13 protein-coding genes are annotated in these 11,750 nt (G+C 68.4%); 5 read left to right on the forward strand and 8 right to left on the reverse strand.

Translation table 11 applies throughout. From position 1 onward, the window contains the following. Together ASF34_RS19945 and ASF34_RS19950 are read right to left on the reverse strand one after the other, a co-directional pair. Positions 1-1,308, reverse strand: coding sequence for a phage major capsid protein (locus ASF34_RS19945; protein WP_056163903.1), 1,308 nt, complete (start codon positions 1,306-1,308; stop codon positions 1-3). Next, positions 1,305-1,847 (reverse strand): HK97 family phage prohead protease, encoded by a 543-nt coding sequence (locus tag ASF34_RS19950; protein WP_056163906.1) that lies wholly within the window; start codon positions 1,845-1,847, stop codon positions 1,305-1,307. Before ASF34_RS19950 ends, ASF34_RS19945 begins: the two co-directional genes overlap by 4 nt. An 80-nt stretch (positions 1,848-1,927) precedes the next feature. Between ASF34_RS19950 and ASF34_RS19955 the strand changes: the two genes are divergently transcribed. The 3 genes from ASF34_RS19955 (at position 1,928) to ASF34_RS19965 (ending at position 3,178) form a co-directional block, all read left to right on the forward strand. Then, positions 1,928-2,164: a type II toxin-antitoxin system VapB family antitoxin gene (locus tag ASF34_RS19955; protein ID WP_026176264.1), complete on the forward strand. Its 237-nt coding sequence runs from the start codon at positions 1,928-1,930 to the stop codon at positions 2,162-2,164. Beyond that, on the forward strand, positions 2,161-2,574 hold the full coding sequence (locus ASF34_RS19960; RefSeq protein ID WP_056163908.1) for a type II toxin-antitoxin system VapC family toxin: 414 nt from the start codon (positions 2,161-2,163) through the stop codon (positions 2,572-2,574). The genes ASF34_RS19955 and ASF34_RS19960 overlap by 4 nt, the downstream gene beginning before the upstream one ends. A 166-nt stretch (positions 2,575-2,740) precedes the next feature. Continuing rightward, positions 2,741-3,178 (forward strand): YybH family protein, encoded by a 438-nt coding sequence (locus ASF34_RS19965; protein ID WP_018045748.1) that lies wholly within the window; start codon positions 2,741-2,743, stop codon positions 3,176-3,178. A gap of 5 nt (positions 3,179-3,183) precedes the next feature. Here the strand turns inward: ASF34_RS19965 and ASF34_RS19970 are convergent, their stop codons facing one another. From ASF34_RS19970 to ASF34_RS19990, 6 genes are all read right to left on the reverse strand, one after another. After that, complete coding sequence (locus tag ASF34_RS19970; RefSeq protein WP_056164025.1) at positions 3,184-4,344, reverse strand: phage portal protein; 1,161 nt, start codon at positions 4,342-4,344, stop codon at positions 3,184-3,186. Between the two features lie 319 nt (positions 4,345-4,663). Beyond that, positions 4,664-5,941: a DNA-packaging protein gene (locus ASF34_RS19975; RefSeq protein ID WP_056163910.1), complete on the reverse strand. Its 1,278-nt coding sequence runs from the start codon at positions 5,939-5,941 to the stop codon at positions 4,664-4,666. Beyond that, the gene (locus tag ASF34_RS19980) at positions 5,874-6,623 is read right to left on the reverse strand and encodes a putative DNA-binding transcriptional regulator (protein ID WP_056163912.1); all 750 of its coding nucleotides are present in this window, start codon (positions 6,621-6,623) and stop codon (positions 5,874-5,876) included. The genes ASF34_RS19975 and ASF34_RS19980 overlap by 68 nt, the downstream gene beginning before the upstream one ends. Positions 6,624-6,883: 260 nt before the next feature. Beyond that, a complete protein-coding gene (locus ASF34_RS23035) occupies positions 6,884-7,270 on the reverse strand; it encodes a VOC family protein (RefSeq protein ID WP_274533770.1) in 387 nt (128 codons plus the stop codon). Positions 7,271-8,032: 762 nt separating this feature from the next. Then, entirely contained in the window at positions 8,033-8,542 is a 510-nt protein-coding gene (locus tag ASF34_RS19985) for a hypothetical protein (RefSeq protein WP_056163915.1), read from the reverse strand. A gap of 99 nt (positions 8,543-8,641) precedes the next feature. After that, the gene (locus ASF34_RS19990) at positions 8,642-9,166 is read right to left on the reverse strand and encodes an Hsp20 family protein (protein ID WP_056163918.1); all 525 of its coding nucleotides are present in this window, start codon (positions 9,164-9,166) and stop codon (positions 8,642-8,644) included. Positions 9,167-9,815: 649 nt separating this feature from the next. Here ASF34_RS19990 and ASF34_RS23200 point away from each other — a divergent pair. Further along, a complete protein-coding gene (locus tag ASF34_RS23200) occupies positions 9,816-9,956 on the forward strand; it encodes a hypothetical protein (RefSeq protein WP_018045742.1) in 141 nt (46 codons plus the stop codon). A gap of 272 nt (positions 9,957-10,228) precedes the next feature. Beyond that, positions 10,229-11,644 (forward strand): MdtA/MuxA family multidrug efflux RND transporter periplasmic adaptor subunit, encoded by a 1,416-nt coding sequence (locus ASF34_RS19995; RefSeq protein ID WP_056163921.1) that lies wholly within the window; start codon positions 10,229-10,231, stop codon positions 11,642-11,644. The last annotated feature ends 106 nt before the right edge of the window (positions 11,645-11,750 follow it).

The raw sequence follows: 11,750 nt of genomic DNA on the forward strand, positions 1-11,750 counted from the left end.
TCACGCGAATTTCAGCAGCTTGATCGCGTCGAAATCCTGCACGCCGCCGCCCACGCGCTTGGTGGTGTAGAACAGCACGTAGGGCTTGGCCGAGTAGGGATCGCGCAGGACGCGCAGGCCGGCGCGGTCCACAACGAGGTAGCCGCGCTTGAAGTCGCCGAAGGCGATGGACAGGCTGTTGGCCGCCACATCCGGCATCGCCTCGGCCTCGGCCACGGGGAAGCCGAGCAGGGTCGCGATCCTGTCGGCCGAGACCGGCGGCTGCCACAGGTAGTTTCCGTCGGCATCCTTCATCTTGCGGATCGTGCTCTGGACCTTGCGGTTCATCACGAAGCTGGCGTTCTGGCGGTAGCCGGCCCGCAGGGCGTAGACGAGGTCGAACAGCACGTCGGACGGGTTGGCGGTGGGGAAGGCCCCGGCCGCGCCGGTGGCGACGAAGCCGAGCTTGCCCGGTACCCAGGCGGAATTCGCCACGTTGTCCACGCTGAGGAAGCCGCGCGGGCGGCTGACCCCGTTGCCGGTGACGAAGGCGACGCTTTCCTGTTCGGCGAAGGCGGTCTCCACCTCGTCGGCGAGCCAAGCGTCGATATCGACGATGGCATCGTCGAGGAGCGTCTGGGTCGCCGCCGGCATGGCATAGAGCTCCATGGCCGGGAAGCTCAGTTCCGAGAGAGACGGCGCGTCGGTCTGGGGCCGCGCCGCCGTCTCGGCGACCCAGCCCGAGACGGCATCGGTGGCGGAGACGGCGCGCTTGTAGAGCCCGCCCGAGATGGTGCGCACCGTGGCGAGCGCCCGGATCGGCGAGAGGTTGGCGAGCCGCCGCAACACGTCCCGTTCGATGGCCTGCGGCACCAGATAGCCGCCATCGGGGCCGGACCCGGCCGAGAGCGCCTTCTCCTCCAGCCGTTTGAGGCCGCCGCTCTCGCCCGCCCGGACATAGAGGTCGAAGGCGGCCTTGTGCTCCACGGAAGCCGGGTCCGGACGGCTCGGCCCGTCCCCGCCCAGGGGCGGACGGCGGCCGTCGAGGGTGAGGCGGTCGAGGCGGGTCCGCGCCGAGTCGAGGGCCGCGTCGATGCGGGCGAGCTTCTCCTCGGTGAGGACGTCGCCCGAGCGGCGACCCTCCAGTTCGGCGAGCCGGCTGTCGTTGGTTTCCTTGAAGGCCTCGAAGGCGCGGGAGAGTTCGCCCATGGCGGCGCCCACCTCGGCGTCGGAGGCGGGGCGCGCCGCCTTGTTTTCGAGAAGGGCGTACGGGTCGGCCTTGGTCTCCGGGGCGGCGGCAGCGGCGTTGGGCGAGACGTGGACGGTCATGCGAGCCTCTTGGGTTGGGCGACGGAGGGGAGGGTGAAGGGGGAAACGGCGGGCCGGCTGGACGGCGCTCCGCGTGGGGCGAGCCGACGGGCGAAGGCCCGCAGCTCCATGGCGAGTGGCGCCGCCGTTCCGTCCGGCACGGCGGCGCGGGCGCCGGGCAGGAGGGGGAAGGTGACGAGTGAGATCTCCCAGAGGTCGACCGCCAGCAGGCGGCGCAGGCCGCCGCGCTGTGGGCTCGACCGCAGGGTGCGAAAGCCGATGGACAGACCGTCGAGGCCGCCATCGCGCATCAGCGCGTCGACCTCGCGCCCGCGCTGGACGGCGAGGTTGATCAGCCCCTCCACCCGCAGGCCGCGCGCATCCTCGCGCAGGGAGAGCCAGCGCCCGATCGGCTCGGCCGGATCGTGCTGGAACAGCATCCGCACGCCTGCGGCCCCGCGCTCGCCGAGGCTCGCCGCGAAGGCCCCGGCGGACACGACGTCGTTGCCGAGATCGGGCACGCCGAACAGGCTGGCATAGCCGGTGAAATGGCCGTCCATGGCGGGCTCCCGAAGGGTGGGGTGACAATGGGGAGAGGGCGGGATATCCTCCTCATGTCGAGGATATCCCGGAGATGTGCATGCCGCTCTACATCAAGGACGACGAGACGGCGGGCCTGGTGGCGATGCTCGCGAAAGCATCCGGCGTCACCAAGTCCGAGGCCGTGCGCCGGGCCGTCACGGCCGAACTGAGCCGCCTGACCCCTCCGGTGCCGCTGCGCGAACGCCTCGCCGCCCTAAGGGCCCGTCATCAGCTGCCGAAGCCCACGGGGCAGGCTGCCGACAAGGCCTTCTTCGACGACCTGAGCGGAGAATGACGCTCTTCGTCGATGCCTCCGCGCTGATCGCGATCATCGCCGGCGAGGCGGAGGCCGACGCATTCGCGGACATCCTCGACACCGATCCCGACAGGCTGTGTTCGGCGCTCTCGCTCTGGGAAACCATCGCGGGCCTCGTGCGCAGCTACGCCTTCACGGTCGAGGCGGCCCGCGAACGGGTTCGCCTGACCTGCGAGGAGGCGGATATCCGCCTCGTTCCGATTGCCGGGCGGGAGTTCGAACTCGCCGTCGAAGCCTATGAGCGATTCGGCAAGGGCCGGCATCCGGCGTCCCTCAACATGGGCGATTGCCACGCCTATGCCTGCGCGAGAGCCCATCAGGCGGTCCTGCTGTTCAAGGGCGAGGATTTCACCCTCACGGATATCGTTCGGGCCGGACTTTCTGGATAAGCCACCGGCTCGATCGGCATGACACCTGACGTGTCGCGCCCCGATCAAGACGATGGTCCGAGTTGTCAATATCCGCCCGAATACATCAAGATTTCGCTTTCCTCATCGAAGATCAGTGGCATTATTCGACTTCGTTCTGCTGCGAGTCGGAAATGGAGGGGTCATCATGAGCTTGAGCGTAAAGCTATGCATCACATCCGTTCTGCTGTGCCTGCTTGGTCCGATCCCGGCCTCGGCCGCGGATCCCACCGCCGATGCCCAGGCCGCGGCGGCCCGCTGGGACAAGACCTACAATTCCGGCGACATGGACGGCCTCAAGGCCCTCTACGCCACCGATGCCATGGTGATTCCGAAGGGCGCTGCCGTGTCCGGCGCCGACAAGATCGGCGCCTTCTTCGCCGGGTTGAAGGCGAAGGGGTTCGAGGAGCACGCGATCAAGGTCAACTCGGCGCAGATGAAGGGGGACGTTCTCCTCGTCACCGGGCGCTGGTCCATGTCCGGCCCCGGCGAGGGAGGCGCGAAGAAGACGTTCGAGGGCAACTGGGTCAACGTCCTGGAGCGCGAGGGCAAGGACTGGCGCACGGTGCTGCACACCTGGAACTGACGAACCTATAACGCCGTCCCGTAGCCCACGGCCTCGCGTTTCTCCGCCTGGCTGAGAAAGTCCGCCGCCTGGACCCGGCGCCAGAGCGATTCCCGCTCCGGCGCCAGCGCCTCGATGGAGTCGAGGTCGGGCTCCAGCCGGGCGGGGCCGAAGGCGGGTTCCAGCCATTGGGCGAGGCTCTCGGCGGTGCGGCGAGCCAGGGGGATCACGGTCTGACGGTAGAAGGCGCGGTTGGCCTCGGCGTAATTGGCGTGGGTGTTGTCGCCCGCGAGGCCGAGAAGCAGGGGCGGCACGCCGAAGGCCAGCGCGATCTCGCGGGCGGCGGCGGCCTTGGCTTCCACGAAATCCATGTCCTTCGGCGAGAGCGAGAGCGGCTTCCAGTCGAGGCCGCCCTCCAGCAGCAGCGGCCGGCCGGCATTGGCGGCGCCCTGGTAATTCGCCTCCAGCTCGCCCTTGAGGCGGGTGAACTGCGCGTCGCTCAAGGTCGCGCCGGTGGAGGTAGCATAGACCAGTGCCCCGGAGGGCCGGGCGGCATTGTCGAGGAGCGCCTTGTTCCAGGCCCCGGCGGCGTTGTGGATGTCGAGCGCCACCGCCGCCGCCTCCATCGGCGACAGGCCGTAATGGTCGTCGGCCGGGTGGAACAGGGTGAGGTGCAGGATCGGCGGCACGCCCTCGCGGGTCTGGTCGTGCCGCAGAATCCGCCCGCCGACGGTATGGTCGTAGGCGATGGGCCATCCGTCGGGGCCGGGCACCACCCGCATCCGGTCCGGACGCAGAGCGTGGAGTTCGCGCGGGGTGCCGTCGAGGCTCACCGCTTCGAGATACGCGTTCCCCGAGACCATGAGGTGGCCATACAGCGTCTCCAGCAGGCGCGCGCCGCCCTCGCGGGCATTCGGCCGGGCGAGGAGGGCGAGGAGCGGATGCGGCCCCGCCCGGTCCGTCAGCACCAGGGGCAGGGAGGCCGCGGCCTCCGCCACCAGCCGCACCGCCCGGTGGACGATGGCGTTGCGCTGGAACCCCTCCCGCGCCAGCGCCCCGTAATCCCGCGCGGTCCAGACCGCCCGGCCCTCGCCATAGAAGGCGATGCCGAGGCCGGAAACCGGCGCCGCCTTGGTCTCGGCAACGGGAAAGGCGGCCCGCGCGAGGCGGGCGAGGAGGTTCGTCATGAGAATGTCCTCGACGGGGAACAACCCTCCCCCCTCTGCGGGGGAGGGTGGTCGCGGAGCGACCGGGAGAGGGGCGGCGCAGGTCTATCCTGAGAAGGCGGTGGCCGTTGCGCAGTCCCCTCTCCCCGCACGCGGGGAGAGGGCCGCGTCTCCCCCTCGTTGGGGAGCGCGGCAAGGCGGCAGCCGAGGGTGAGGGGGCGCGTCCGAAGGAGCCATACCCGGAGAGACCCCCTCACCTTCGCCCTGCCGGGCTCACGTCGCCTCCCGACAGGGGGAGGACGACGTCCTCTCCCCGCCCGGCGGGGAGAGGGGAATGCGCTCACATCCGCCGGATTCGCGGTTCCGCCCTCTGGCCCAGCATCAGGTGGGTCAGGGCCCAGACGAGGGCGTCGAGGCGGTCGGGCGAGGCGCCGCTGGAGAGGCCGCCCGGCCCGAAATCGCAGAGCTCGTCCTCGAGTGCCGGGAGACTCCCCACATGGTGGACGCGGCCCTGCGCGTAGAGCACCGAGACCGGCTCGGCCCGCAGATACTTGCCGCGCGTCGCCCGCACCGGGATCACCGGCACCGAGGCGTCCACCTCGGCGATGACGGCGATGGCCATCTCGCCGCCCTGGTTGACCTCGACCACGAGGCTGTCCGCCTCCAGGCGATGGTAGAGCGCCAGGGCCGCGCCGGCCCAGGCCTGCGGGCTCGCCCGGCCCAACGTGGCGTCGGCGACCACATAGGCATGCCCGTCCGGCCCGAGCCCGGCGGCGACGATCCCGCAGGCATCGGCCCCGGCCTTCGAGGAGGCGGGCGGGTCCACCGCCACGACGATCCGCCGAAGCTCCGGCATCCCGTCCCGGCGCGCGGCCTCGATCCCCTCCCGCGTCCAGAGCGCGTCCGGCCGGTCCTCGATCAGCTCGCCGTCGAGCTCCTGCCGCCCGAGCCGCGTGCCGGCGTAGCGACCGACCACGGCGTCGAGGAAGGACGGCGCGAGGTTCGCCGCGTTGTCGGCAGTGCGCGAGCGGCTCACCACGGTGAGCGGATCGGCGAGGATGCGGCGGATCAGCGGGATCGGCCGGGGCGTGGTGGTGACGAGGTTACGCGGCCGGTCGCCGAGGCGCAGGCCGAACTGGATCATGTCGTAGGTGGCGTCCGGTCGGCGCCATTTGGCGATCTCGTCGGACCAGGCGGCTCCGAATTGCGGCCCGCGCAGGGAATCCGGCTCCTCGGCGGAGAAGGCCATCGCCACCGCGCCGTTGGCCCATTCGAGCCGCCGCCGCGAGGGCGACCAGAGCGGCCGCGCCCCGGAGAGCGCCAGCAGGCCGGACGGCCCCTCGATCATCACGTCGCGCACGTCGGCATAGGTCTCGCCGATGAGGGCGATGCGGCCCACCGCCCGGGCGCAGAAGGCGGGGTCGCCCGTGGCCAGGGCCCGCACCCATTCGGCCCCCGTGCGGGTCTTGCCCGAGCCGCGCCCGCCGATCACCGCCCAGGTGGTCCAATCGTCCCGCGAGGGGCAGGGCGGCAACTGGTCGGTCCGGGCGTTATGGAGCCAATCCGAGGCCAGCGCCCGGATCAGGTGCGGCGGCAGGCTCGCCAGGAAGCCCGGCATCCGGCCGCTCGCCGAGGCATGCCGCATAGCGCGCCGCGATTGCCGCGCGCAGGGCGGGCAGGTCGCTGTCATCGGCCGGGGGGCGGGACGTCTCGTGAGCCCCGTCCGCAAGGTTGCGCTGCGCATCGCTTCGCTCCCGGTCTTCGCTGGAGAGGTCGTCGAGCAGCCGTTTCAGGCCGCCGAGGTCGCGCAGTACCTTCGCGGAATCGAGCGCGGGCGGCGTCTCGCCGCTCAAGGCCGCGTCGAACCGCGCGATCTGGCGGCCGATATGGGCGCGCAGGGCCTCGCCCAGATTGTCCATCACCCGCGCCGCCGGAGGGGCCGCCCCGGCCTTCAGCGTGCGCGGCGCCGGGCGGGCACGCGGCCTGCGCGCGAAGCCGCAGGCGCGAAACAGGGCCGGCGCGCCGGCGACGGTGCCTCCCAACGCCAGAGCCAGCGTCGCGGGCTCGATCTCCATCATCCCGTAGAGCGTCTCCACGGCGCGCCGCCGCGCGGGCGCCCAGGCTCCGGGGTCGAGCCGACGCTGCGCGTCGCTCACCCCCTCGCGCCAGCCATGCTGGCGGTTCCATGTGCTGACCGTCTGGGCGCGGACCCCCGTCCGCTCGGCGATCTCGCGGCTTGTCATGCTCGTCGTCCGCATCAGTTGCTCGACGAGCCGGCGTGTCTCCAGGGGAAGCTCCATCTCGCTGCCCCTCTCGTCACACTTCTTGAGCGTTCCTCATTGATACCCGGGAAGCGTCACGGTGTCAATCATAAATTCCTATTTTAGGATTTTTAGGCGAGCCCCCGATGGGGGCGGTGGGACATCTGACGCTTGGTCGCTTCTGGTCCCGACCCTTCACAGACCCTGGGAAAGTCCGCTTCGCGACAATTTTATGGACGGTGACCTAAGACCGGCGCGGTTGGTAAGCTGTCATTTGTCAAACGAAAGGACGATGCAAACTATCTTTTGCGGGTTGATATCTGAAACGGATTTCCATCCGGGTCTCTACCGTCGCATAGCGTCAGATCATCGCCCGAGATGACTTTTCCCAAGTCGGACGCACCTCGTTTGAGAAGTGCAGCGCGGCTAGCCGCAACATCGGTGCTGTAGAACACGACTTTTGGTCCGCGAGCGCCAGCACTGGGTTTGCCACGGTGTAACGCGATATTACATCCACCAGCTTTGAATTCTTGCCAACCTCCATCGCCGCCCGCAATTGGCTCAAAGCCGAGTACCTCGCGATAAAAGCGGCTCATCGCTTCTACGTTCTCCGTAAAATATATGACCCGTTGGATTTCTAGATGCACGAAAGACTCCCGTGTTGATGGTCGCTGTAAGACAGCCATCTGCAATTTTTTTTGCCAAGGGGGTCTGTCGCGGATTGTGAAGTTTCTGGAGGAGCGGATGTGCAACGTCCGCCTCAGGCCAAAAGGCCAGGTTCCGCTCCCCACCCTTAAACGACAGAAACCTCCGATAATGTCCAATACCTGATTGCGAACTTGCGGTAGAGCGGCTTGTTGAGCGAATGGGGGTTGTTCACGCAGCTTGGGAGTAAGCCAATAATCTTCGCCGTAATCGGAGTGTCACTAGCGGCTACTATGGCATTGCCTAATAAGCGCTCTTTGCTTTTATCTGCGGTCCTGATTGCTCTCATAGATGTGCTGGCGATATTAATACTGTTTGGATCGAATTCGATAAACCTTCTTGTCGTTTACCCCCTGATTGCTGTTTTGGTGGTAAGTATTGGAGCGTTTTTCGGAATTGGTGCAAAAGCTATTAGTATTAAGCTTTTATTGTCGCAAAAGCACCCGCTCAATTACATTTTTCTAGTAGTAGCCGCTTTTTCTGCAGCTTGCATGCCAGTATGGCTTGTAACTAAAATGCACTAGCTCGGTCGTTGGTGGAGTTGCGCCATAAGGCAGCAGGTCGGCTATCCAACCTGAGCCGACCTTCCTAGCTAGTGCCTAACTTCGGAAATCATTCGCCTCGGTCGGCGAGGGAATGGTGAGAGAGTCTTCACGAGCGCGGGCTCGATCACGTGCCGAAACCGCCGCCCTTTGGCGGCGGTCCCGTCTGTCGACGTGGCGGCGCGCGTCAACCTTCCCCGCTCAAGCCGGGATCGCGTCCGCGCTGGGCGGCGTCCGGGGGCGTGGCATGATCGTCGCCGGGCAGGGCGGCGGCTCGTCGTCGTCGTTGCGGCGGCGCGGGCGGAGATAGCGGTGCAGGTTCGCGAGGCGCGGTCGGCGGCGCGTCGCGGGGCGAGGGGCCCCGGCGGTCGTCTCCGGGGCGGCGCCGCCATCGAGTTCGGCGAGCGCCGTGAGCAGGGCCTCGACGGTGACCGGCTCGGCCCTGGCCCCGGTGAGGCAGCGCAGGCCCGGTGCGTTCTCGAGGGCGCAAGCATCCGAGACCCAGGAGGCCAGGATCGTCCGCTTCTCCTCGCGGGAGAGGAGCGGGTGCGCCAGCACCTCGCGCGGGTGACGGAACACGTCCCCGGGGGCGACCACGGCCTGCCAGGCCTCGAACGAGGCGGACTGGGTCGCGGATGGGTTCATGGGGCCGTTCATGAGGCCGGACGTTCCGAGGCCGGAACGGGACAAGTGCGTCTCCCTCATCGACATGATCGATCCTCCCTGATGGCTGTGAGGCAGGACTAAAACGATGCGGCCCTCGCGGGCCCGAAGGCCCCCGAGGTTCGACTGTCATGGCTCAAGGCGGGTTCAGGCCGCCTCGGCGTGGTCCTCGACCTGCGCGTGCGCGTTGTCCTGAACCTGCGCGTTGTCCTGGCCGATGGGGCTCGTCGCGCCGGCGATGGCGATGCGGCGGGGCTTGAGGGCCTCCGGCACCTCGCGCTTGAGGTCCACGGTCAGCAGTCCGTTGTCGAGGCTGGCGCCCGTGACCCTCACGTGGTCGGCCAGGTTGAAGGTCTGCCGGAAGGGCCGCGTCGCGATTCCGCGATGCAGATAGGCGCGCTCCCCGTCCCGGTCGGTGGTCCGGTCGCCTCTCCGGCCGGTCCTCTGGCCCGTGACCTGGAGGACGGTGTCGTGCTGCGTCAGGTCGATCTCATCCGGGGTGAAGCCGGCGACCGCCATGGTGATGCGATAAGCGTCGTCGGCCACCTTCTCGATGTCGTAGGGCGGCCAGGTCGTCGACGGCTCGACGCGGGCTGCCTGGTCGAGCAGCGAGATCATGCGGTCGAAACCGACGGTCGAGCGATAGAGCGGTGCGAAATCCAAGTTCCTCATGACCACATCCTCCTGAAGAGCAACGTGATGACAAAGGCCGCCGGACACCGTGTCCGGCGCCAAGGTGCGAGCCGTTCATGGCCTCGCACGCGTGAAACGCAGAGGTCGGCGTGCGGTTCCGGGGCGATGTGGATTTTTTTCAGCGTGAGGGGCCGGGCTTCTTCGCTTATCCGGTGGTGGCGGCGGACTCGTTCGTTGAGCGAAAAGGCGAGGAAGCCCGTCGCGCCTCATGTCGAACTCTCTTGGACATGGCGAACAAGCGTCGAGCGGATGTATGAATCCAGTCGCCCCCGGGCCGAGATCCTTCGGCCTTCGGTAGCGCGGGCGTGTCGGGACGGGAAACCGGAAGCGGAAATGTGCGCGTTCGCACGCTCCTTCTCCCGGCGCCCCGGGTCGGGCCTGACGATTGTTGACATTCATCAGGCGTAACGTAGGTTCTGGTCATGGCCGGAGCGGGCGCCGCTCAACGGAAACACCGCCCCCTCGTTTCTTTTGAGTGGCGTACCGCTCCGGTCCTTTTTCTGAAGCTGATCCTCCCCGAGAAGACAGCCGTCACGCCCTCTCGGCGTGGCGGCTTTCTCGCGTTCTGCTTGTGCTGCGATGGTCTTCCGGGGTAGCGACCTCGCATCGGATCACGAGGACGCCCCCGTTGAGCACCCGCGCATGTTGCGCTCTCGCCCTCCTCATCGCCCTGGCGGGGGCTGGATTGCGCCTCGTCGTGCCGGTGACACCGACGGATGCGGCCTATCACGCGGTGGTCGAGGCCTACCCGTCGAAGCCGCTGCCCTGAGGGCTTCGAACGGCCCGCCGCCCGCACCCTGGAAACAGCCCGGAAACTTCCGCGCCGCACTGGCGTCGCAATAGTCCTGCATCTCTGGCGGCGATGCTGAGCGAACGATCGACGGGCAAGGCCCCCCGGCAAACGTGCACGATTTCTTGCGCGGTCCTGGATCGTCGCCCCGCTGCGTGGTGGTCGCGCCCCCTGTTCCGTCGGGACTCCCGTCTCCATTTCGGTCAGACTGCATGGTGCCGGTCGGAAACGAGCGGCCGGATTGTCGAGGCATGAACGAACAATCGCCCATCCGGACCGAGACGGCCCGGCACATCGGACCCGAGGCACCGGCGCCCACGCGCCGGCGAAGCCGCACGGGGACGTGGCTCATCCTGCTCCTCCTTCTCGCGGGGGGCGGCGCGGCCGGCTACCGGTACTATCTCGCGCCCAAACCTGCGACGGAGACCGCCGCCGACGGCGCGCCCGCGCGTGGCAAGGGCGCCCGTGGACGACCCGGCGACATGGCCCAGGCTGTGGGCGTCGCCACGGTCTCGGCCGGCGAGATCCCGGTGGTGCTGTCGGGCCTCGGCACGGTGACGCCGCTCGCCACCGTGACGATCCAGTCGCAGATCAGCGGCTACCTCATGGAGATCGGCTTCCGCGAGGGCCAGACCGTCAAAAAGGGCGATTTCCTGGCCCAGATCGACCCGCGTATCTACGAGGCGCAGCTCGCCCAGTATCAGGGCCAGCTCGCCCGCGATCAGGCGCTGCTGCAGAATTCGAAGCTCGACCTCGCCCGCTTCCAGCGCCTCAGCCTGCAGGATTCGATCTCCAAGCAGAACGTGGACACGCAAGCGGCCCTGGTGAAGCAGAACGAGGGCACGGTCGCCATCGACCAGGCTCAGGTCGACCAGCAGAAGCTCAACATCGCCTATACGCGCATCGTCTCGCCCGTGGAGGGCCGCGTCGGCCTGCGCCAGATCGACCAGGGCAATTACGTCACCGCCGCCTCCACCAACATCGTGGTGGTGACGCAGCTGCATCCGATCTCGGTGGTCTTCACCCTGCCCGAGGACGACGTGGCGCGCGTCATGCGCCGCCTGCGCTCGGGCGCGAAGCTCACGGTGACCGCCTACGATCGGGGCGATGCCAACGTGCTCGCCACCGGCACCCTCGACACGGTGGACAACCAGATCGACACCACCACCGGCACGGTGAAGCTGCGCGCCCTGTTCGACAACAAGGACGAGAGCCTGTTCCCGAACCAGTTCGTCAACGCCAAGCTCACCGTGGACACGGTGCGCGATACGCCCATCGTCCCCACCTCGGCGATCCTGCGCGGCACGCCCGGCGCCTATGTCTACCTGCTCGACAGCGACGACAAGGTCGTGGTCCGGCCGATCACCGTCGGCGAGGCCGATGGTGCGCGCAGTGCCGTCACCAAGGGGCTGGCGGTGGGCGACCGGGTCGTGGTCGACGGGACCGACCGCTTGCGCGACGGCGCCAAGGTCCGCGTCACCGAGGGCGGCAAAGGCCAGCCGGCGGCACCCGGCGAGCCTGCGGCGCCCGGACAGGTGGCGCCCGGTCAAGCGGCACCTGCAACCGACGCCACGGCCACGACGTCGACGCCCGCCGCCGGGACGCCTCCCGAAAACCCGCCGCAGAAGCGCGAGCGCCGCAGAGAGCGGCCGGCGGCGCAGCCGTGATGGTCACTCTCGCCGCCGTTTCTCCCTCCCCCCTCTGCGGGGGAGGGTGCCTGCGGAGCAGGCGGGAGAGGGGACGACCTCTCCGCATAGGGCGCTCCCCTCTCCC

The organism is Methylobacterium sp. Leaf106 (genome assembly GCF_001422895.1).
Lineage (GTDB): Bacteria > Pseudomonadota > Alphaproteobacteria > Rhizobiales > Beijerinckiaceae > Methylobacterium > Methylobacterium bullatum.

Excerpts from the sequence above, each read along its gene's own strand:
- ASF34_RS19945 (WP_056163903.1), bottom strand. The coding sequence starts at position 1,308 with ATGACCGTCCACGTCTCGCCCAACGCCGCTGCCGCCGCCCCGGAGACC.
- ASF34_RS19950 (WP_056163906.1), bottom strand. The coding sequence starts at position 1,847 with ATGGACGGCCATTTCACCGGCTATGCCAGCCTGTTCGGCGTGCCCGAT.
- ASF34_RS19955 (WP_026176264.1), top strand. The coding sequence starts at position 1,928 with ATGCCGCTCTACATCAAGGACGACGAGACGGCGGGCCTGGTGGCGATG.
- ASF34_RS19960 (WP_056163908.1), top strand. The coding sequence starts at position 2,161 with ATGACGCTCTTCGTCGATGCCTCCGCGCTGATCGCGATCATCGCCGGC.
- ASF34_RS19965 (WP_018045748.1), top strand. The coding sequence starts at position 2,741 with ATGAGCTTGAGCGTAAAGCTATGCATCACATCCGTTCTGCTGTGCCTG.
- ASF34_RS19970 (WP_056164025.1), bottom strand. The coding sequence starts at position 4,344 with ATGACGAACCTCCTCGCCCGCCTCGCGCGGGCCGCCTTTCCCGTTGCC.
- ASF34_RS19975 (WP_056163910.1), bottom strand. The coding sequence starts at position 5,941 with ATGCCGGGCTTCCTGGCGAGCCTGCCGCCGCACCTGATCCGGGCGCTG.
- ASF34_RS19980 (WP_056163912.1), bottom strand. The coding sequence starts at position 6,623 with ATGGAGCTTCCCCTGGAGACACGCCGGCTCGTCGAGCAACTGATGCGG.
- ASF34_RS23035 (WP_274533770.1), bottom strand. The coding sequence starts at position 7,270 with ATGGCTGTCTTACAGCGACCATCAACACGGGAGTCTTTCGTGCATCTA.
- ASF34_RS19985 (WP_056163915.1), bottom strand. The coding sequence starts at position 8,542 with ATGTCGATGAGGGAGACGCACTTGTCCCGTTCCGGCCTCGGAACGTCC.
- ASF34_RS19990 (WP_056163918.1), bottom strand. The coding sequence starts at position 9,166 with ATGAGGAACTTGGATTTCGCACCGCTCTATCGCTCGACCGTCGGTTTC.
- ASF34_RS19995 (WP_056163921.1), top strand. The coding sequence starts at position 10,229 with ATGAACGAACAATCGCCCATCCGGACCGAGACGGCCCGGCACATCGGA.